The organism is Microbulbifer flavimaris, assembly GCF_001641755.2.
In the GTDB taxonomy this organism is placed as follows: domain Bacteria; phylum Pseudomonadota; class Gammaproteobacteria; order Pseudomonadales; family Cellvibrionaceae; genus Microbulbifer; species Microbulbifer flavimaris.
The window spans coordinates 558,362-579,245 of record NZ_LRFG02000001.1 but is presented as its reverse complement, the minus strand read 5'-3'; the positions used below and the strand labels follow the sequence as shown (position 1 = coordinate 579,245).

17 protein-coding genes are annotated in these 20,884 nt (G+C 59.3%); 5 read left to right on the top strand and 12 right to left on the bottom strand.

Translation table 11 applies throughout. The features are described from left to right. Window positions 1-27 precede the first annotated feature (27 nt). The gene (locus AWR36_RS02660; protein ID WP_067080512.1) at window positions 28-537 is read right to left on the bottom strand and encodes an Lrp/AsnC ligand binding domain-containing protein; all 510 of its coding nucleotides are present in this window, start codon (window positions 535-537) and stop codon (window positions 28-30) included. Between the two features lie 140 nt (window positions 538-677). On the opposite strand from AWR36_RS02660, the gene putA reads away from it, so the two are divergent. After that, on the top strand, window positions 678-3,824 hold the full coding sequence (gene putA / locus AWR36_RS02655; RefSeq protein ID WP_067080510.1) for a bifunctional proline dehydrogenase/L-glutamate gamma-semialdehyde dehydrogenase PutA: 3,147 nt from the start codon (window positions 678-680) through the stop codon (window positions 3,822-3,824). Between the two features lie 213 nt (window positions 3,825-4,037). Here the strand turns inward: putA and AWR36_RS02650 are convergent, their stop codons facing one another. From AWR36_RS02650 to AWR36_RS02615, 8 genes are all read right to left on the bottom strand, one after another. After that, complete coding sequence (locus AWR36_RS02650) at window positions 4,038-4,430, bottom strand: hypothetical protein (RefSeq protein ID WP_067080507.1); 393 nt, start codon at window positions 4,428-4,430, stop codon at window positions 4,038-4,040. 211 nt (window positions 4,431-4,641) lie between these two features. Continuing rightward, window positions 4,642-5,343, bottom strand: coding sequence for a hypothetical protein (locus AWR36_RS02645; RefSeq protein ID WP_067080505.1), 702 nt, complete (start codon window positions 5,341-5,343; stop codon window positions 4,642-4,644). Further along, the gene (locus AWR36_RS02640; RefSeq protein ID WP_067080499.1) at window positions 5,336-5,851 is read right to left on the bottom strand and encodes a DUF2878 domain-containing protein; all 516 of its coding nucleotides are present in this window, start codon (window positions 5,849-5,851) and stop codon (window positions 5,336-5,338) included. Before AWR36_RS02640 ends, AWR36_RS02645 begins: the two co-directional genes overlap by 8 nt. 23 nt (window positions 5,852-5,874) lie before the next feature. After that, complete coding sequence (locus AWR36_RS02635) at window positions 5,875-7,158, bottom strand: SAM-dependent methyltransferase (protein WP_067080496.1); 1,284 nt, start codon at window positions 7,156-7,158, stop codon at window positions 5,875-5,877. Next, window positions 7,155-7,928, bottom strand: coding sequence for a DUF1365 domain-containing protein (locus AWR36_RS02630; protein WP_067080493.1), 774 nt, complete (start codon window positions 7,926-7,928; stop codon window positions 7,155-7,157). Before AWR36_RS02630 ends, AWR36_RS02635 begins: the two co-directional genes overlap by 4 nt. After that, window positions 7,928-9,178 carry an NAD(P)/FAD-dependent oxidoreductase gene (locus AWR36_RS02625; protein ID WP_067080490.1) on the bottom strand — a complete coding sequence of 417 codons (1,251 nt, stop codon included), beginning with the start codon at window positions 9,176-9,178 and terminating at the stop codon, window positions 7,928-7,930. Before AWR36_RS02625 ends, AWR36_RS02630 begins: the two co-directional genes overlap by 1 nt. Beyond that, complete coding sequence (locus tag AWR36_RS02620) at window positions 9,178-9,954, bottom strand: SDR family NAD(P)-dependent oxidoreductase (RefSeq protein WP_067080487.1); 777 nt, start codon at window positions 9,952-9,954, stop codon at window positions 9,178-9,180. Before AWR36_RS02620 ends, AWR36_RS02625 begins: the two co-directional genes overlap by 1 nt. Before the next feature lie 3 nt (window positions 9,955-9,957). After that, window positions 9,958-10,395, bottom strand: coding sequence for a nuclear transport factor 2 family protein (locus AWR36_RS02615; protein WP_067104502.1), 438 nt, complete (start codon window positions 10,393-10,395; stop codon window positions 9,958-9,960). A gap of 234 nt (window positions 10,396-10,629) precedes the next feature. Between AWR36_RS02615 and AWR36_RS02610 the strand changes: the two genes are divergently transcribed. Beyond that, the gene (locus tag AWR36_RS02610) at window positions 10,630-11,211 is read left to right on the top strand and encodes a sigma-70 family RNA polymerase sigma factor (RefSeq protein ID WP_231745218.1); all 582 of its coding nucleotides are present in this window, start codon (window positions 10,630-10,632) and stop codon (window positions 11,209-11,211) included. 7 nt (window positions 11,212-11,218) lie between these two features. Beyond that, the gene (locus tag AWR36_RS02605; RefSeq protein ID WP_067104441.1) at window positions 11,219-11,929 is read left to right on the top strand and encodes a ChrR family anti-sigma-E factor; all 711 of its coding nucleotides are present in this window, start codon (window positions 11,219-11,221) and stop codon (window positions 11,927-11,929) included. A gap of 88 nt (window positions 11,930-12,017) precedes the next feature. Here the strand turns inward: AWR36_RS02605 and AWR36_RS02600 are convergent, their stop codons facing one another. Next, on the bottom strand, window positions 12,018-15,596 hold the full coding sequence (locus AWR36_RS02600; protein ID WP_082679344.1) for an indolepyruvate ferredoxin oxidoreductase family protein: 3,579 nt from the start codon (window positions 15,594-15,596) through the stop codon (window positions 12,018-12,020). A 313-nt stretch (window positions 15,597-15,909) separates the two neighbouring features. Between AWR36_RS02600 and AWR36_RS02595 the strand changes: the two genes are divergently transcribed. Further along, window positions 15,910-16,395 carry an Lrp/AsnC family transcriptional regulator gene (locus tag AWR36_RS02595; RefSeq protein ID WP_067080476.1) on the top strand — a complete coding sequence of 162 codons (486 nt, stop codon included), beginning with the start codon at window positions 15,910-15,912 and terminating at the stop codon, window positions 16,393-16,395. A gap of 101 nt (window positions 16,396-16,496) precedes the next feature. Here the strand turns inward: AWR36_RS02595 and AWR36_RS02590 are convergent, their stop codons facing one another. Further along, on the bottom strand, window positions 16,497-16,703 hold the full coding sequence (locus tag AWR36_RS02590; protein ID WP_067081816.1) for a DUF2905 domain-containing protein: 207 nt from the start codon (window positions 16,701-16,703) through the stop codon (window positions 16,497-16,499). A 185-nt stretch (window positions 16,704-16,888) separates the two neighbouring features. Between AWR36_RS02590 and AWR36_RS02585 the strand changes: the two genes are divergently transcribed. After that, complete coding sequence (locus AWR36_RS02585; protein WP_231745217.1) at window positions 16,889-18,535, top strand: amidohydrolase; 1,647 nt, start codon at window positions 16,889-16,891, stop codon at window positions 18,533-18,535. A 99-nt stretch (window positions 18,536-18,634) separates the two neighbouring features. On the opposite strand, the gene AWR36_RS02580 is transcribed toward AWR36_RS02585, so the two are convergent. Then, on the bottom strand, window positions 18,635-20,872 hold the full coding sequence (locus AWR36_RS02580) for a M3 family metallopeptidase (protein WP_067080469.1): 2,238 nt from the start codon (window positions 20,870-20,872) through the stop codon (window positions 18,635-18,637). Between the last annotated feature and the right edge of the window lie 12 nt (window positions 20,873-20,884).

The following is a 20,884-nucleotide window of genomic DNA, read 5'->3' as shown; positions in this document are numbered from 1 at the left end:
CCCTCGCCCCGACCGTCTAAGCTTTTATCAACGTTTGCCGGACTTGGCCTTGGGCTCGGGGTCAGGCACCGCTACGGCAGTGTCGGTCTTCACTTCCTGGATGACCACGTAGGTGTGGGTTTCACGGACTCCCGGAATCGAGGCGAGCTTCTCGCCGAGGAAACGCCGGTAGCCCAGCATGTCCTTGATACGGATCTTTACCAGGTAGTCGAAGCCGCCGGCCACCATGTGGCACTCCTGCACTTCCTCCAGGCTGGAGACATGGTCATTGAAAGCCTCCAGCGCGGAAGTGGCGGTATCGGTCAGGGTGACCTGGATGTAGACCACCAGGCCGGCATGGACTTTCAGCGGATCGAGCAGCGCCACGTAGTCGCGGATAAAGCCTTCCCGTTCCAGGCGCTTGACGCGCTCGAGGCAGGGAGTGGGACTCAGATTTACCCGCCGCGCCAGCTCCACATTGGGCAGGCGTCCCTCGCGCTGCAGGATGCGCAGGATCTGGCGGTCGATGCGGTCAAGATCTTCCAACTGACGTGACATGGCAACATACCCTACTGGTGATTCGGCAAATAGGCGTTAGATTTAACCACACCTTGCCCCAAAATGGCGATTAATTCTGAAAGATTTCACCCATAATCCGACTTTTATTCTGGCCCCATTTTGAGAGTTCGGGAGTAACCATGTCGAAAGAATTCGCCGGAGAACTGCACAGCGCGCGCCAGCTTGCCCGCCAGTACCTGCACGCCGACGAAAACCAGTGTGTCAGCGAGCTACTGGCGGCACCCCGCCCCAGCGAAACGACCCGCGCGAGGATCCTCGAGACCTCCCGTGATCTCGTGCGTGAATCCCGCAAGCAGCGCAGCAAGCGCGGCACCCTCGATGCCTTCCTGCAGCAGTTCGGCCTCTCCAATAAGGAGGGCGTTGCCCTGATGTGCCTGGCGGAGTCCCTGCTGCGGGTTCCGGATGCGGATACTGCCGACAAATTGATCGCAGAGAAAGTGCATTCCGGCAACTGGTCTAGCCACCGTGGCCAGTCCGACTCCCTGTTTGTGAATGCCTCTACCTGGGGCCTGATGCTCACCGGCAACATTGTCGAGCTGGACCCGGACATCACCGAGAAGCCCTCTCACTGGATGAGACGCATGGTCAGCCGCATGGGCGAGCCCATGGTTCGGGCCTCCATGATGCAGGCAATGAAGATCATGGGTGGCCAGTATGTGCTCGGCCGCACCATCGAAGAGGCCCTGAAACGCGGCCCGGCCGAAAACGAGGCCGGCACTCGTTTTTCCTTCGATATGCTCGGCGAAGGTGCCCGCACCATGGCGGACGCCCAGCGTTACTTCGATGCCTACATGATGGCGATTGAGGCCATCGGCAAGGACAACGACAAGCGCGACGTCGTGGAGGCCAACGGCATCTCCATCAAGCTGTCTGCCCTGCACCCGCGCTACAGCGTGCTGCAGCAAGAGCGGGTAATGAGCGAACTGCTGCCGAAGGTGAAGGAGCTGTGCCTGGCCGCTGCCAGGTTCGACATGGGCCTCAATATTGACGCCGAGGAAGCGGACCGCCTGGATATCTCGCTGGATATCTTCGAGGCCCTGGCCCGCGACCCGGAGCTGCGGGACTGGCAGGGACTGGGCTTTGTCCTGCAGGCTTACCAGAAGCGGGCACCCCATGTGGCTGACTGGCTGATCGCCCTGGGTCGCGATACCGGCCGCAAGATCATGGTGCGCCTGGTAAAAGGTGCCTACTGGGATACCGAGATCAAGCATGCCCAGCAGATGGGTCTGACGGATTACCCGGTGTATACCCGCAAGTGCCACACCGACCTCTCCTATCAGGTCTGCGCCAAGAGGCTGCTGGATTCCCGCGATGCCGTCTACCCGCAGTTTGCCACCCATAACGCCTATACCGTGGGCCTGATTCTGGAAATGGCCGGCGACGAGGGCAACTACGAGTTCCAGCGCCTGCACGGTATGGGCCACCTGCTGTACGCGCAGCTGGAAAAAGTGCACGGCAAGCGTGTGCCGATCCGGGTGTACGCCCCGGTTGGTGCCCACAAGGACCTGCTGCCCTACCTAGTGCGCCGCCTGCTGGAAAACGGCGCCAACAGCTCCTTCGTCAACCGCTTTATGGACGAGGAGACGCCGGTGGACGAACTGGTCAAGGACACCATCGACCAGAGCGAACACTGCAAGCCGTTCCGCCATCCACAGATCCCTGTGCCGGCGGACATCCTGCTCGGCGGTGAGCCCCTGCCGCGCAAGAACTCACACGGTATCGAGCTGACAGACCCCCTGGCGGTAAACCCGCTGCTGGAAGCAGTGGACAACCTGCGCGGCAAGCAATTCAAAGGCGGGCCGATTATCAACGGGGTCATGGGTGTGGCTGACGACCCCGTGCTGAACCCGGCCACCGGTGATATGGTCGGCTACACCGCGAACGCCGACAAGCACCAGATTGATGCCGCCTACCGGGCAGCAACCGAGGCCCAGGTAGCCTGGGATCGCCTCGGCGGAGAGGCGCGCGGACGCATCCTCGACCGCATTGCCGACCTGTACGAGGAGCACCTGAATGATCTCACCGCGCTCGTCTGCCTGGAGGCCGGCCGCACACTGAATGACGGCATTTCCGAGGTGCGCGAAGCGGTCGACTTCTGCCGCTACTACGGCAACGGTGCACGCCTGCACTTTGGCGAACCCCGGGACCTGCCGGGCCCCACTGGCGAGAGCAACCAGCTGTACCTGACCGGTCGCGGCGTCTTTGTGGCCATCAGCCCGTGGAACTTCCCGCTGGCAATCTTCACCGGCCAGGTTGTCGCCGCCCTGGCGGCGGGCAACGCGGTGCTGGCAAAGCCGGCGGAACAGACCCCGTTGATCGCCGCCCGCGCCATCGAGCTGATGCATGAGGCTGGCGTGCCGAAAGAGGTGCTGCACCTGATCACCGGTACCGGTGCGGCCGTAGGTGCACCACTGATCGAGGACCCGCGCCTGAGTGGCGTTGCATTTACTGGCTCTACCGAGACCGCGCGCCTGATCAATAAGCAGTTGGCGGAAAAGGAAGGTCCCATCACGCCACTGATCGCCGAAACCGGTGGCCAGAATGTAATGATCGTGGACTCCACTGCCCTGCCCGAGCAGGTGGTGGACGACGTAATCCAGTCCGCCTTCCTCAGTGCGGGCCAGCGCTGTTCCGCACTGCGCATCCTGTGCGTGCAGGACGTCATCGCGGATAACCTGCTTACCATGCTGAAAGGTGCCTGCGAGGAGCTGAGCCTGGGAGATCCGTCCCAGCTGTCCACCGATATCGGTCCGGTCATCGACGAGAAGGCGCTCGGCTTGCTGGAAAAACACCGCGAGCGCATGGCCAACGAGGCCAAGCCACTGTTCGCATTTGACGAAGGCAAGAAGCCGTCCAATGGCACCTTCTTCGGCCCGCAGGTGGTGGAGATTGAGGATTTCTCCCTGCTCAAGCGCGAAGTGTTTGGCCCCTTCCTCCACGTGGTCCGTTTCAAGGCGGGCGAGCTGGAGGACACCATCCGCCGCATCAATGCTACCGGCTATGGACTCACGTTCGGCCTGCATTCGCGTATCGAGGGCCGCGCTCACGCGGTATTCAAGCGCGTGAATGTGGGCAACTGCTATGTGAATCGGGACATGGTAGGCGCAGTGGTGGGTGTGAACCCGTTCGGTGGCCAGGGCCTCTCCGGTACCGGTCCGAAGGCGGGCGGCCCCCATTACCTGTTCCGCTTTGCCGAGGAGAAAACCAAGACCATCAACACGGTGGCGACAGGCGGCAACACCCAGCTGTTCTCACTGCAGCAGTAGGCCGGACGCCACTGGGGGCGGAGCATGATGGCTGCGCTCTCAGTCCTGCAAAAAGGCCCGACCACGCAGAGCGTGGTCGGGCCTTTTACTATTCTGGCGGCAAAAAAATAGCCGGGACAAGCCCGGCTGCAATGAAGTCCTGTGAGATTGCCGAATATCAACAGGTCAGTTGCATTCTTTGACCGCCCCTTTTCAGAAAAGGTCAAAAAAAGATCAATTTAATACTCGATATCCGCGACCGCGCAGACAGTTTCTGACGATACGGCCTTCCTCGGTGTAGGAACTGCCTACACCCGAAACCCCACCGAGCAGGGCACCGGCGCCGGCACCAGCGGCAGCAGCACTACTGGTGTCGCCAACGATCGCCCCTAACGCGCCACCAAGCAGCGCGCCGCCAGCTGCCCGGGTCACGCCGCGGCGGCCAGCATCGGCGCGGGCATAGTAGGCATTGGAGCGGCAGTCCATCAGATCCCTCTGGTATTGCGAGATGTTAACTCCCTGCGTGTCGATAACGATGCCACCAGCGCCCGGAACCTGCTCTTGCGTGACACAACCTGCTGCCAATATGGCGCTGAGGCCCATGGCAGGAAGCATTGCAAATTTCATAGTGCGACCTCGTTATCTGACAAGGGCCTATCCCTGCCCTGACCAAACTCAAACGGCATGTTCCATTGCCTGACTGGGAGCTGCAGGCGCCGACAATTTGACGCCTCTTTCCACTTAGGTTTAGACGGCGGATGGATCTGGCGCCAGCAAGAGGACAAAAAAAAGCTGACCAAAAGGTCAGCTCAAGAGGGTCGGTACCCCGGACGCAAGTTCAATAACTGTAATCAATTCTCAACCGCTGACTGCCACCCTGCGGATCAAGAAGGTTGGTCACACCGTCGAAGAGAAGCAGCCGTCGACTGTCCCGGTCATATTCCAGATACAGGTTGCTGACAAACATCCTCAAAAAGGCCTGGTCGAGATCCACCCGCAGGCAGAGTTTTCCGGATCCGCCGTCACACGCCACCTGGCGGGCGCGCAACGGAATGGCACGACCATGCACCGGCGAAGCAAAGCCAAAAGTGACAGTCTGCCCTGCGGAAAGAGCGTTCCAGTTCCTGCGCACAAAAGTGTCGAAGCCCGCATCCGCTACTTCCACCTCGGCGGTGGATAGCTGTGCAACATCCCAGTCACTGCTGGCGTTCTCCCGATAACGCAGTTCCACCCGCCCACTGCCAGGGTCCACGATCCGCTGCTCGCCGTGGCGATAGTCCTGCTGCGCCACGCCGGGTATGGTGGAGTTCACCTCGCTCAGTTGTTTTTCAGCGATACGGTGGCCAGCCGGTGAGTAATAGAGAACCCTGCGCTGAGCGCCCTTGGCCGGCAAGTGGTACTCGCAGTAAACGAGCCGTCCGCTCTTCGGATCCCGTGCCTGTCCTGTTGCGAACACCTCGCCGTCATACCCACAGCTCGCGAAGCTATCGGCACTTGCAGCAGAAATGCCCAGTGCGAGCAGCACCAGAAACTTACGCATGTCCATCTTCACCGAAGAACCTCCGGCGCGCCAGCCAGGTGGTGAATGGCAGAAACATTACCCAAAGTATTACGAGGACGATCACCGGTAGGATCACCGGTTGGCTGAACTCGACAGTGCCATTGAGCCAGGAACCGGTCCAGTAACTGAAGGGCCCAAATATTCCGCCGAGCAGCGCGGCAAGCCAGGCACTTTTCTGCAGAAAAAACATGCTATAGCGCAGGGCTGTTGCGAAATTCACCCAAAGCAGCAGAAGCCAGGGTGGAGGAAAGGGAGAGCCACTGTCATTGACCAGCAGACCGGTGGAAAACACCACCGTATCCATTGTCACACCAGAGATCCAAATCGCCGCGACCCACAACCATTCCCTCGGTTTGTCGGCAACAACGAACAGGTGTATAAGCAGATTGGCCAGTGTAAACGTCGCAATGATCGCCACGCTGTCCACCAGCACGCAAAGGGGCCAGGCAATGTCGAACAGGACAGCATTGACGACAAAGCGCCACATCGGCCCCACCCGGCCCCGAATCTTCAGGCTGGCAGCGCTTTGCAGCGCGGCTTGGCAAATACAAACTGTGCCGTGCTGATCACACGCTCAAGGAAGCCGCCCTCGCAGTAACAGAGATAAAAATCCCACATACGAATGAAGCGGTTATCGAAACCCTGCCGCTTGACCTCCTCGATCCGGTCAAAGAACGCCTCACGCCAGGCGCTGAGGGTACGGGCGTAATGGAACGTGATGTCTTCCAGGCCCACAATCTGCATGTCCGTGTTGTCGGCAATATGGTCTGCAACCACCTGGTTTGAAGGCAGGCAGCCACCCGGGAAGATGTAACGCTGGATGAAATCCACCTGCTTGCGGTAGCGATGATAGCGCTGATCCTGAATTGTGATCGCCTGCATCACCATCAGACCATCTTCCTTCAGCAAGTGATTACACTGAGCGAAGAAATTGCGATGATAATCGTGGCCGACGGCCTCAATCATCTCGATCGACACCAGCTTGTCGTACTGCCCCTCCAGGTCACGATAATCCTTGAGTAGAAGCGTGACCTGATCTTGCAGCCCCTCCCTTGCGACCCAGGCCTTGGCGTGCTCGTACTGCTCTCGGGAGATAGTGGTGGTGGTCACGCGGCAGCCGTAGCGCTTGGCCGCATGAATGGCCATGGCACCCCAGCCAGTACCAATTTCCAGCAGGTGATCAGACGGACTCAACTGCAACTTCTGGCAGATGCGCTCCAGTTTGTGCACCGATGCTTCGGATAGGGAGGCATCCTCCCGGGGGAATATTGCCGAGGAGTACATCATGGTCTCGTCGAGAAACAGCCGGAAAAAGTCATTGCCCAGGTCATAGTGCGCAGCGATATTCTTTTTCGAGCCTCGCCGGGTGTTTGCGTTGAGGCTGTGCAGGACTTTCAAAAACGCCTTGTGCAGGAAACTCCAGCGCGAGTCCATGTTTTCCAGCAGGGCCATGTTCCCTACCATCAGGCGGATCACGTCCACCAGTGAGGGGGAACTCCACGCTCCCTGCATATAGGCCTCGCCGGAACCGACGGTGCCGTTCAACAGTACATGGGTGTAGGTAATGGGATCGTGAACCCGAATTGTTGCACAAACGTCGGCCGTCTCTTCGGCTTCACCAAACTGGTGCCGCTCGCCAGCCTCTTCCACCACGAGATGACCATGGCCGATGGTTTGCAGCTTTGCCAGCACCAGGCGCCGGGCCAGGGCAACAAGCCAGCCCTCCTTTTCAGAGAGCCCCGATAAGCCATCTGCCGGCGTGGGATTGGTCGAGCTTGCTTCAATGGATTTCATCGGCGATTTTCTCCTGCATCGGCCCGGGCGACACTCCCCGGATGTGAAAATATGGGGACGCGCTTAAGCCACAACCTGAATGCCTGCCAGTATATTGCGACGATGACTTTTACGGTCATCAGGGGATAGCGGATCAGGATTCCATTGAGCGCCGCGCCGGTGATTTCCTGGCGCCGCAGGCTCAGCGTAGCGTCAAAGACACGCCCTTTCTCTTCAAAGCTCTGTAAGTACACGGTCAACCGCTCCCCCGGGGTGACGCTGCGCCAGCGATAACCCTGCTCCAGAGGCATGAACGGTGAAACGTGAAAATTCTTGGCGAATTCGGCTTTCTGGACCGGCCCCATTTCCCGGCAGTCGAGGACATAGCTGTGACGCTCATTCCAGGGGGTGTTATGCACATCAAGCAGGATCCAGCGCACCTTCTCGCCTTTATTATCGAAACAATAATAGGTGCTGATCGGATTCATGTTGTAGCCGAAATAGCGCCAGTTTGCCAATAAACGGATAGGCCCCTCAGGCCTTTCGCCCGCTTCTTCCTCGATACGGTTCCTTACCGCCTCGTCCAGAGGTGTGCCCGGATCGCCAAAAAAATCCTCGCGGCAGTAGCGTGCTGGCGCCCATCGCCGTCGAGACCAGAGTCCCGATTGCGCAAGCACGCGATCCAGTTCCGACAGATCGAGGTACATCATGAACACCCGATAGCGAAACTGGTGCTCACGCGGCCCGAAGCGACGGTGCTGCACCCAACCACTGTAAATAGCACTCTGCATCAGAGCGTGACTCCCAGTGCCTCGCAAACCCGGAGGGCACTTTTCACCCCATCCTCATGAAAACCATTGGCCCAATAAGCACCACAGTACCAAGTATTATTCACGCCGTTCACCTTCTCCCACTCCTGTTGGGCACGCATGCCGGGGACCGAAAACTGCGGATGGGCGTATTCATAGCGTCCAATGACTTTTTCCGGATCAATTGCATCATCTGCGTTCAGGGTCACGCAATAAGTTTTTTCACTTTCAAGGCGTTGCAGGATGTTCATATTGTAAGTCAGTACCGGGAGCTGATCTCCGCTCTCCTGGAGACGGTAGTTCCAGCTGGCCCAACAACGCTGGCGACTGGGCAGTAGTCTGGTATCCGTATGCAGGACGACCGAGTTGCCGGCGTAGGGAATGGCACCGAGTATCGAACGCTCCTGCTCACTGGCATCGGACAGGCAGGCGAGGGCCTGGTCAGAGTGACACGCAAATACCACGGCGTCGAACTGGAGCCGCTCACCCGAATCCGTATGCAGCTCAACACCTTCTGCTGTGCGAATGACGGATTTGACGGGGGTCGAAAGTCGAACCCGGTCCTCGAACCCGGCAACCATCGGCTGGATATACTCACGGGATCCACCCTTGATCACCCGCCATTGCGGGCGATTGAAAATGTTCAACAAGCCATGATTGAAGAAGAACCGCACGAAGAAATCGACGGAGAAATCCCGCATCTGCGAAAGACTCGCAGACCAGATTGCGGAGCCCATGGGTACCAGGTAGCGATCACAGAACTCCGCTGAGTAGCTATTTTGTTCAAGATACTGACCGAGGGTCATCCCCTCTGCGAGACGCACTTCCTGCCAGTCCCGCACTGCTTCGCGGTTAAAGCGCAGAATGTCACGCAGCATGCGCCAGTGCCCGGGACTCAACAGATTCGAGCGCTGCCCAAACAGGCTATTGAGGTTGTTGCCGGCATATTCAAACGACTCTCTGTCAGAACAGACACTGAAGCCCATATCCGTGGGCTGGGACTCCACACCCAGCTGGTCCATGAGCTTGATGAAATTGGGATAGGTCCAGTCGTTGTAGACAATAAACCCGGTATCGATGGCAAGCTCTCTGCCCCCTTCCTGCACATCGATGGTAGCGGTGTGCCCCCCAAGTCTTTCAGCCGATTCAAAAAGCGTAATATCGTATTTCTTATTCAGGAGGTAGGCAGACGTCAGTCCAGCAATACCACTGCCCACAATCGCTATGCGCATTATGTCTTCCTTAGTGTTCGTATTCTTGTCATTCTCGGTGCACAGATGCTGAACCAGAGACTGCGGAAAAAGCCGAGGAATCGCAACGGCCAACTGAGCCGGCGCGGAAAGTCTATGATGTGCTTGCCTCGCAACAGGCCATCTTCAATGCATTCCGCTGCCGCTTCCGGGGTCATCAGGAATGGCATGTCAAAGTCATTGGACTCGGTAAGGGGGGTGTCGATAAATCCCGGCCGGATGTGCGCGACGTGCAGACAGACCCGGGATGTGTCGGCTCGAACCGAGTCGAGGAAATATCCCAGCGCCGCTTTTGATGCGCCGTAGGCTTCCGCACGGGGAAAGCCGACCACTGAGGACAGACTGCCCACCGCGGCAAACACCGGCTTCTTGCTGTGTACCAACAGCGGCAAGGCGCTGCGCAGCGTATTCACCACCCCGAAAAAATTAGCATCGAAGACCCTGCGATAACTTTCCACATCCAGCGTAAGGCCGTCGTCATATTCGCAGGTTCCGGCACATGCCAGCACCATATCCAGGTGGTCTGTCAGGCTGGCCAGACGATCTGCCGCCTCCTCCATGGCGGCATCATCCCCCACATCACAATCGAGGACACGAATGTGCTTGGGGGCGGCCTTCTGCAACTCGAGCAAACTGTCCCTGCCGCGGCTGCTGACAATGACGAAGTTGTTGTTTCTGGCTAGACGCAGGGCGAGCGCCCGGCCGATGCCGGAGCTGGCCCCGGTAATCCAGATAGTCTTGTCGCGAATCGCTCCCATTACTCAGCTCCCCGCGCCGCCGAGGCGCTTCTTGACACCGCGCACCACAGACCCGAGCAGGGGCACCTGCTCGTAGACCATGGCACCCAAATCGTAGAAATCCTCGTGATAGTAAACTCGATCCCCGAAGCGCAGCAGGCTGCAACCACGCAGGCTCAACGCCTGACCGCCCTTGAGCTGACGATGGGTAAAATGCATGTACCAGGGAAGGCAGGCGCAGCCGTCAGAAATGACCGAATGGTCAAACTCAAACCGGCAGCTGGTGAGGCCACCACTCATGCCGGCAAAGTAGCGCTTCAATGCCGGCAACCCCTCCACTCGATGCACGGGGTCACAGAAAATGACATCACTGTCGTAGAGGTTGTCGAGTAGCGACGGATCGCCGGCGACGGCGGCAAAGTCGCTGTAATAGTGCTGTAAATCTGCGATAAGCCCGCTCATGTTCTCCCTGACTTCCATTGTGCTTGATTTGGGGACTTGTACGCCCTCTCGGCGGGGCCGGATTCACAGGGGCGGCATCGGATTCAGCATATGGCCTCTGAGCACAAAAAAGCCATATAAATGTCGTACCTGAGAGATCTACTTGCCGCCCACCGCCGTACAGAGTGTTCGAACAAGTATCAAAAGACAGTTACCATGGCGCAAGTGACATCGATAACAAGGGCGGAGAACTCCGTGGAAGTCCCCCAGAATCGCAACGACGACTGGAGCCAATTACTCGTTCGGGTCGGCAGGGAGCAGGACCGAAAGGCGTTTGAAAGCCTCTTTCGCCACTTTGCGCCCCTGATCAAAGGCTTTCATTACAGCCGCAACACCCAGGCGTTCAGCCCCGAGGCAGCCGACGAACTGGTTCAGGAGGTGATGATCCGGGTCTGGCGCAAAGCCCCGAGCTTCGATCCTTCCAGGGCCTCCGCCAACACCTGGGTGTACACGATCATGCGTAACTGTCGTATCGATATGCTCCGGCGTAACAATCGCCGACAGGATTCCGATAGCAGTGACGTCGATGTAGACGATATCTGGGATGACACTGCGGACACGCAGCCGCTGCTATTCCTACAGCGAAAGCGAGGGGAAGAAGCTGTCGCAGAAGGTCTGGCGAGCCTGCCGCCGGAACAGAGTCACGTGCTTGAAAAGGCATATATGGAAGGAAAGTCACACAGTGAGATATCCGCCGAACTGGGCTTACCCCTCGGCACCGTAAAGTCACGGGTGCGACTGGCACTCAAGAAGTTGCAGGCAAGAATGAGCAAGTAGGTGGAATATGATTCGTCATCATCCTGACAATAACATGCTGCTGGAATACAGTTCAGGCTCCCTGCCTTGGGCCATGAGCCTGGCCGTGTCAGCTCATTTGCAGCTCTGCCCCCAGTGCCGCCAGCAACGTGAGAGCCTCAATGATATCGGCGGCGCGCTGCTGAGCGAGTCTGCTCCGCAGACCATCGACACAGACGCATTTTCCAAGCTGATGGGTCGCATTGATGCGGCAGAGCAACAGACCAGGGAAGAAGAGCGCCTGGCCGGGGAAATGGGCGAGCCCACTGCGCGTCCGCAGCGCCCCGTGCGTCACACGGACCCTATCCTGTCTGACCTGCCGAAGGTCATACGCAAACTCATCAGCCGCAGAGAGCCCCTGAAGTGGAAGCGGGTATCCAATGCCCTGCGCACTTCCCGCCTGACCACCGGACAGGACCGCTACGAGGTAGCCTTCCAGCGCATTTGTCGGGGCGGCCAGGTAGCCGAGCACGATCACCGTGGCCGGGAAGTGACTGTGGTTCTGGTTGGCAGTTTTTCCGATGCCGACGGCGTTTACCGCCGCGGTGACTTCCTGGTGCGCGAACCCGGGGACGTTCATCGCCCCATCGCCACCCAGGACCAGGAATGCCTGTGCCTGTCGGTGGTAGAGGCACCGGTCAAGGTTACCGGCCTGCTCGGCTGGCTGGTCAACCCGTTCCTCTCTTTCCGGCCCGCCTGAGGCCGGATCAACCGCAAGGGTGAGTGAACCCGAAGGTGAATAAAAAAGGGCCGGTCAAACCGGCCCTTTTTTATGCACGACAGTAAACTCAGCTGTGAGCCGCGAATGCCGCCTCTTGCGTTTCGGGCTTTCGTGGCCTGACGACCTGCCTCTTCGCCGATGCACTCACCATTCTGGGGGAGCCGCCCGAGCCGGTGAAGCTTTCCAGCAGCTCCTTCCAGCGGCTCCGCAGCTCCTCCATTTTCCCCTGGCGAACGTGGCCATATCCACGAACCCGCTGCGGCAGGGACAGAAGCTCCAGAGCCAACTCCTGATTCTCGCGGTTCAGCCCGGCCGCCACGGACTCTATCGCGCCTTCCACCTCCCGGGCCCAGGCACGTTCAGCACGTCGCTCGGCGGTGTAGCCGAATAGATCAAACGGCGTTCCCCTCAAGACCTTGCCCCTGGCGAGTACCGGCAGCAGCCGGGTCAGCCAGGGACCCAGTACCAGCTTGCGAATGCGGCCACTGCTGTCCGGTCGCGCCAGCAAAGGTGGTGCCATATGGAATTTCAATCGGTAACTGCCAGTGAAAGTGTCGGCAAGCTGTCGACGGAAATCCTCGCCACTGTAAAGACGGGCCACCTCGTACTCGTCCTTGTAGGCCATCGCCTTGAACAGGCTTCTGGCCGCTTCCCGGCTCAGGGTGCCGGGCGCAAGCCCGGCGAGACTTTCCGCGCCCTGCAACTTTCCAATGGTTTGGCGAAACCGCTCAGCATAGGCACTGTTCTGATACTGCGCCAACTCCCCAGCCAGGCGGTCAACCAGCGCCGACGGCGACTCCTCCGGCTCTACAATCTGGACTGGCTGCGCCGGCGTGAGCAGGGCTTTCACCGCGTCGGGGTTGGCGACAAGGAGCCGCCCGGCCCGGAAAGCGCGCAGGTTACTCTCCACCGCCACACCGTTCAGTTCGATCGCCCGCTCCAGCGCCGCCTCACTGATAGGCAGCAGGCCCTGCTGGCAGGCGTAGCCCAGCAGCAGCAGGTTGGAAGCGACGGTATCGCCGAACAGGGCCTGGGCATAGCGGTTGGCATCGAATGCGAAATAGTCGCGGCTGAGCGACTCGATACTTTCCTGTGTCGCATCTGCCGGGAAGGCCAGTTCGTTGTCCCGAATAAAGGCCGCGACCGGCACCTCGGCGGTATTGACCACCGCGCGCAGATTGCCGACGGCGAACTTCGCCCGCTGCGAAGCCGCAGTCACCATGTCGCAGCCCAGCAGGACATCTGCTGCACCATCGCGAATACGGGCAGTGGTGATACTCTCGGGGCGGTCTGCCACCTTCACGTGGGCGACCACAGCTCCGTTCTTCTGCGACAGGCCAGTGAAGTAGAGGGTGGTTGAACCTTTCTCCTCCAGGTGCGCCGCCATTCCCAGCAGTGCCGCAACAGTCAGCACTCCACTGCCGCCAATACCACCGACGAGAATACTCTGCGGCGCATCCAGGCCCGTCTGTGGTGCTGGTGGCAGATTGGCAATCTCCGCATCGAGGGACTGTGCAAGGGCATCCACCGGCGGCTTGCGCAACTCGCCACCCTCGACACTGACAAAGCTCGGGCAGAAGCCATCGGCACAGCGCATGTCCTTGTTGCAGCTGGACTGATTGATCTGGCGCTTGCGGCCATAAGGGGTTTCCAGAGGTTCCACCGCAATGCAACTGGACTGAACGCTGCAATCCCCACATCCCTCGCAGACCCGATGATTGATCAACAGCCGGGTGTTCGGGTTTTCCATCAAACCCTTTTTGCGCCGGCGCCGCTTCTCCGCTGCACAGACCTGTTCGTAGATTATCGCGGTTACCCCGGGGGTCTCCCGCAGGCGCAGCTGAACGGCATCCAGCTCCGAGCGCGGCAGAATTTCCACTGAGGACGGTAGCTCGTCACGGTGCTGGTACCAGTATTCCGGTTGTTCACTCAGCAAGACGACGGTGCCGACACCTTCGGCCACCAACTGAGCAGCGACACTTGGTGCGCTCACCTCACCGTCGGCAGGCTGTCCGCCGGTCATGGCCACGGCATCATTCAGCAGAATCTTGTAGGTGATGTTCACCTTGCTGGCGACAGCCTGGCGAATGGCGAGGATGCCGGAGTGGTTGTAGGTGCCGTCACCCATATTCTGGAAAATATGCTCCGCACTGGAGAAACGGTGCAGGCCAACCCACTGTGCACCCTCGCCGCCCATATGGGAGTAAGTATCCGTGCGCAGTCCCTTACCCAACGCCATGATATGGCAACCAATACCAGCACTGCCCAGACTCCCCTCTGGCAGTTTGGTCGAGGTGTTGTGGGGGCAACCGGCACAGAACACCGGCTCCCGGGCCAGCAATCCGCTGGCCTTTTCGGCAGTCGCTCTGCCCAGTTTCTGCGCCTCTGGCAGCAGCTTCGCCGCAAGCTCGGTGTTTCCCAGCCAGCGGGCGATGGCTTTAGCCACCTGATCCGGGCCAAAGCCCCAGATCGCCGGCAACAGGTCGTTACCGGCCAGATCTTTTTTACCCACGACTTTGGGCCGCTCGCCATCGGGCCAGTCGTACATCAGCTTCTTCAGCTGGTCTTCCACCAGTGGGCGCTTCTCTTCGACCACCAGCAGGCGCTCCATTCCGGCGGCGAACTCGCGCATACCACGCGGCTCCAGCGGCCAGCTCATGGCAACTTTGTAGATGGAAATGCCGGCCCGCTGCAGGTCCGCTTCCGTCAGTTTCAGCAGGTGCAAGGCCTCCAGCAGGTCGCCGTGTGCCTTGCCCACAGTGACGATACCGAAGCGCTTGCGCGGCGCATCCAACACGGTCCTGTCGAGGCGATTGGCATAGGCAAACGCCTGTGCTGCCGGCAGCCGCTCTTCCAGCATGCGACGCTCGTACTCGAGCCGCTCCGCCGGCCAGTTCAGGTGTGGGTCGTAGTTGAGGCCATGCGCGGGGATGGGGAAATCCGCGGGGACCTGGAAATTCGGCAGCCCCGGCACCTGCAGGGAAGCGCCGCTCTCGACCGTCTCGGTGATGGTCTTGAAACCTACCCAGAGCCCGCTGAAGCGGGACAGGGCGATACCCGCCAGACCGAGAGTCAGGTACTCCTCAATAGAGGCAGGAAACAGCAGCGGCATCATCACCGACTCGAAGATCTGGTCGGTGTTGTGGGAAAACATGGAGGACTCTGCAGTATGGTCGTCACCACACAGCGCAAGCACACCGCCGTGGCGGGATGTACCCTGGACATTGGCCTGGCGGAAAACGTCGGCTGTGCGATCTACCCCGTGGCCCTTTCCGTACCAGATGGAGAAGACACCGTCCCGGGTCGCTTGCTGGCGATAATGATCCAGCAGCTGGGTACCCCAGATATTGGTGGCACCCAGATCTTCATTTACGCCGGGCTCAAAATGAATGTCACGCTCGGCCAGCAGAGCCTTGTGGCGCCAGAGGGATTGATCGTAGCCGCCCAGGGGGGAGCCGCGGTAGCCGGAAATAAAACCTGCAGTATTCAGGCCCGCCAGCTCATCCAGCCGTTTCTGCATCAGCGGCAACCGCACCAGCGCATCAATTCCGGTGAGGAAGACACGACCGGAATCCCGGGTAAAGGCCGCTTTCAGGGAGTATTCACGATCAAAACCCAGCTCCTGATCGCTCTCTACCATCGCCATGGAGTCACCTGCTTATGATTATTGCTCTGGGCAAAAAAGTACCACCGGGGAGAGAGGCAGGTCATACCAAATTAGGGCGGCATGAGGCATAATTCAGGCACAAGTCACCAATTAAATTCTTGATCCGGCAACAAATCACCATGGTTCAGCCAGATGGTGACAGCCGTGCCACCTGACAGTTGCGACCGGGAGCGAGGGACAGGAGGCCGAATCAGCGTGGACTGGATTGCAAATCCAGTCATCCGGCGGCATGGGTATGACGAGAAAACCGATTACAACGACAAACGAGCCAGAGAGAAAAGCGAGTTCTAGTATGGCCTATACACTGGACGCCATTGACAAGAAGATCCTGGAGATCCTCCAGGAGGATGCCACCATCCCCAACATCGAGCTGGCTGAGAAGGTGTGCCTGTCCCCCTCCCCCTGCTCCCGCCGGGTAAAGAACCTGCACGAACAGGGGTTCATCAAGCGCGCAGTCACCCTGCTGGAACCCCAGAAAGTGGGACTGCCGGTAAGCGTATTTATCCAGGTGACCCTCAACCACCAGGTAAAGAAAGAACTGCAGGATTTTGAGTCCGTCATCGGCCAGTGGCCTGAGGTGATGGAGTGCTACCTGATGACCGGCGATTTTGATTACCTGCTCCGGGTGGTGGTGCCCAACCTGCAGGCCTATCAGGAGTTCCTGGACAAGAAACTTACCGAGCTGCCGGGCATCGACCACATCAAGAGCAGTTTCTCTCTCAAGCAGGTGCGCTACCGTACAGAGCTGCCGCTGGAGCAGCTGCTCGAACAGCCCTGAGAACGCAGGCCCGCCCGACGAGTTTTCTGGCCGGGCCCGAAAAGTACTCCAGACTCACTCCCTCATTCCCCGATCGGCGCCCTGCACATCTGGTGTCGTGATTAGCGACGAAAAAAGCTGAGCAGCAGACTCAGCACCACACTGAGTATGATCATGGACGTAATGGGGATAAATACCCGACTGCGCTCGGACTCAATGCGGATATCTCCGGGTAGACGCCCGAACCAGTTGAATAGCCAGGGGGCATAGTGCAGCAACACACCAACTGCCAGTAATAACGCCCCCGCGATGATGAACCAACGCGCCATCGTAATTCCCTGCCTCCTCTCCAGTTCCGCCTCAATCAAGCCTCCGCTATAGACGCCAGAGCCTTCCACCTCTGCATGAGAGAGGCTGAGCTTGATCTGCCGACCAAAAGACACCCCAGTAACTATCGGGTACAGTATCCCGCAGATCAAAAAAAAGGCTAATGACTATGGATCTATCCCGTCAATTGAGAACTGTCGCGCTCGCGGTCGGACTCATCCTCCCCTCCGCAGACGTCCTGTCAGCCACCCTGATGCACAACATCAACGGCTATCACACAACAGAAAAAGCTCTCGAGCAATTCGATGCGATCGCCTTTGATCAGGGCAAGGTGCTGGCCACCGGCGACTATGGCGCACTGGTTAAGCGGTACCCGAAAGCCAAAAAGATCGACGGCAAGGGTCGCACGCTGCTGCCCGGCCTGATTGACGCCCACGGACATGTGCTGGCGCAGGGCCAGCTGGAGAGCCAGATCGAGCTCCGTGACCTGGGCCTGGAAGAAACACTGGCAGCGATCAAGAAGTACTCAAGCCAACTGCAGCCAGGGCAGTGGCTCCAGGGGCGGGGCTGGAACCAGGTGCTCTGGCCAGGAAAAGACTTCCCCACCCGCGAGCAGCTGGACGCGCTGGAGATCGACCACCCGATCTGGTTGCGCCGCATCGATGGCCACGCCGGCTGGGCGAATAGCAAGGCGCTGCAACTGGCCGGGATTGACCGCATGACAAAGGCGCCGGAGGGCGGCGAAATTCACCGACTGGACAGCGGTGAACCCAGTGGGGTGCTGATCGATAACGCCATGGCGCTGGTTGAACAGGCCATTCCGGCACCTTCCCTGCAGGAGAAAAAAGCGGCGCTGACACAGGCTTTCGAACTGGCATTGTCCCTCGGGCTGACCGGTATCCATGATGCGGGCATCGATTCCGGGACACTGAAAGCTTATCGGCAACTGGCTGAGGAGGAAGCTATTCCGCTTCGGCTCTACCCGATGATCTCGGCGGCAGAAAAAGACCTGCCACAGCTGCTGGACGCTGGACATATTGGCAGCCCAGAGGATCGCCTTTACGTACGCAGCATCAAGCTCTACACCGACGGCGCACTCGGCAGTCGTGGTGCGGCGCTGCTTGAGCCCTATCACGACAGACCGAAAGAAACCGGTCTGCTGCTCTATCCCGAGAGCGAGATTCTCTCGCTGCTCAAGCTGGCCACAGACAACGGCTTTCAGGTCAATATCCACGCGATCGGTGACCGCGCCAACCAGCTCGTCCTGGATCACCTGGAAACCCTCAACGACAACAAGGATCAAAAGCCTTTCCGTCACCGGGTCGAGCACGCCCAGGTATTGCGAGTTGCGGACATTACCCGCTTCCCCGAGCTCAACCTGATCGCCTCTATGCAACCCACCCACGCCACCAGCGACAAAAACATGGCCGGGGATCGACTTGGCAACGCACGCCTTGAGGGCGCTTACGCCTGGAGGAAGTTCCTCGATCAGGGCACCCGTATCGCCGCTGGCTCGGATTTTCCGGTGGAGCCGGTCAATCCCCTGTTCGGCATCCACGCAGCGGTGACCCGCCGTGACCGCAGTGGGCAACCTGCGGACGGCTGGCGCACGAAGGAGGCCATGACACTTGAGGAAGCACTGCGGGCCTTTACCCTCGACGCCGCCTATGCCAGCCATCAGGAACAGATCATCGGCAATTTGGAGCCCGGAAAGTACGCTGATTTTATCCTGCTGGACGGCAATATATTCTCCATCGATCCACAACAGATCTGGCAGGTCAAAGTAGAGGAAACCTGGGTTGAGGGGGATCGGATATACACGCGCGGGCAGTAACCGCCTGGACCATAATTAAAAAGGCCGCGATGCTTTCACATCGCGGCCCTTTTTTATGCCGTTTTCCCGGGCAGTATCGTCGCCAGGAAAAGCCGACTGTCAGTCCTTGACGGCAATAGTGGTCTCTTTGGCTTCGGACTTTTCCTCCGGCACCGGGAAACCACGATCACGCATCAGCGCACCGATCTGCGCATCGCGGCCGCGGAAAGCGCGGTAGGCGTCGGCCGGGTCGACGGCGTTACGCGGTGCAAACAGGTGCTTGACCAGCTTGTCCGCCACTTCCGGATCGTAGAAGCCACCCTCGGCTTCGGCGAAAGCCTCTGCCGCATCGGAGGTCAGTACGTCTGCCCACATGTAGCCGTAGTAACCAGCGGAGTAACCCTCACCGGAGAAGATATGGCCGAAGTGCGGGGTGCGGTGACGCATAACCAGCTCGTCCGGCATACCCAGCTTTTCCAGGGTCTCGCGCTCAAACTTGTCCGGGTCGATGCCTTCCGGATCCGCTGTGTGGAACTTCATGTCCACCAGTGCGGATGCCAGGTACTCGGTAGTGGCGAAGCCCTGGTTGAACTTGGAAGCCTTCTTGATCTTGGCCACCAGCGCTTCGGGGATCGGCTCACCGGTCTTGTAGTGGACCAGGTAGTTGTCGATCACCTCATCGGTGGACAGCCAGCGCTCCAGCAGCTGCGACTGGAACTCGGTGTAGTCGCGCACACCGCCGTTCAGGGTCGGGTAAGTGACGTTGGATGCCAGGAAGTGCAGCGCGTGGCCGAACTCATGGAAGAAGGTGGACGCATCGTCCCAGCTCACCAGCACTGGCTCGCCCGGGGCACCCTTGATGAAGTTGGAGTTGTTGGAAGACAGTACGTTGGTCTTGCCATCGAAAGTGGTGTGATCGCGATACATGGTCGCCCAAGCACCAGAACGCTTACCGGCACGGGCAAAGGGATCCAGGTACCAGAGGCCGATATGCTCACCGGAAGTCTTGTCGGTCACTTCCCAGACTTTCACGTCTTCATGGAAGACCGGCACACTGCCCTCCTCTACCGGACTGAACTCAAAGTTAAACAGCTCACCGGCAACGTAAAACATCGCCTCACGCAGCTTGTCCAGCTGCAGGTACTGCTTCACCTCGTCGGAGTTCAGGTCGTACTTGGCCTTGCGCACTTTCTCGGCGTAGTAACGGTAATCCCACGGCTTGATGGTGATATCCGCACCTTCCTCGTCCGCCAGGGCCTGCATATCCGCAACTTCTTCCTCGACACGGGCCACTGCTGCCGGCCAAACGGCCTCCATCAGTTCCATGGCGCGCTCGGGGGTCTTGGCCATACGGTCCTGCAGACGCCACTGGGCGTAGTTGTCGAAGCCCAGCAGTTCAACACGCTCGTCGCGGAGCTTCAGGATTTCGGCAATGATCGCGTTGTTGTCATGCTCGCCGCCGTTGTCACCACGGCTGTAGTAGTTGTTCCAGACTTTCTCGCGCAGCTCGCGGTTGTCGGAGTAAGTCAGGAACGGGTCCATGGAAGAGCGGGTATTGGTAATGGCGTAATTGCCCTTCTGGCCCTTCTCTTCCGCCAGTGCCGCAGCCGCATTGACAAAGGACTCCGGCAGGCCGCTCAGCTGATCGCTGCGCAGGAACAGGGTGTAACCCTCCTCATCCGCCAGCACATTGTTGGCAAACTTGGTGTGCAGTTCAGCCAGGCGCTTGTTGATCTCGGCGTAACGCTCCTTGGCCTCACCCTTCAGGGTCGCACCATTGTTGGCGAACTGGTTGTAGATCAGCTCGACAACACGCTTCTGCTCGGCATCCAGATCGGAAGCTTCACGGGCGTCATAGACGGCCTTGACCCGCTGGAACAGAGCGTCGTTCTGGATGATTTTGGACTGGAAAGAGGCCAGCTTCGGTGCCAGCTCGCCCTGCACCTCGCGGAACTCCGGGGAGGACATATTGGCTGCCCAGATACCGTAGTACGAGAACACTCGGTCCAGCTCGGCGCCGCTGCGCTCCAGCTCGGCGATGGTGTTGGCGAAGGTGGCCGGTTCCGGATTTGCTGCAATGGCGTCGATCTCGCGCAGGTTTTCTGCCATGGCGAATTCCATCGCCGGCTTCAGGTCCTCAACACGCATCTTGTCGAACGCCGGCACACCGCCATAGGGGCCAGTCCACTCGGCCAACAGCGGATTGCTGGCGACCACGGAGCCCTTGGCATCGGCGGTAGCGCTCGCCTGGACCTGCATCTTGTCGTCCGCAGACGGGGCCTGCGCGGCCTCCTTGCTACAACCCGCGGCAGCGGCCATGGCTGCGGCTACGGAAAGCGCGATCAGTGATTGGCGCATCGGCTAATTCCT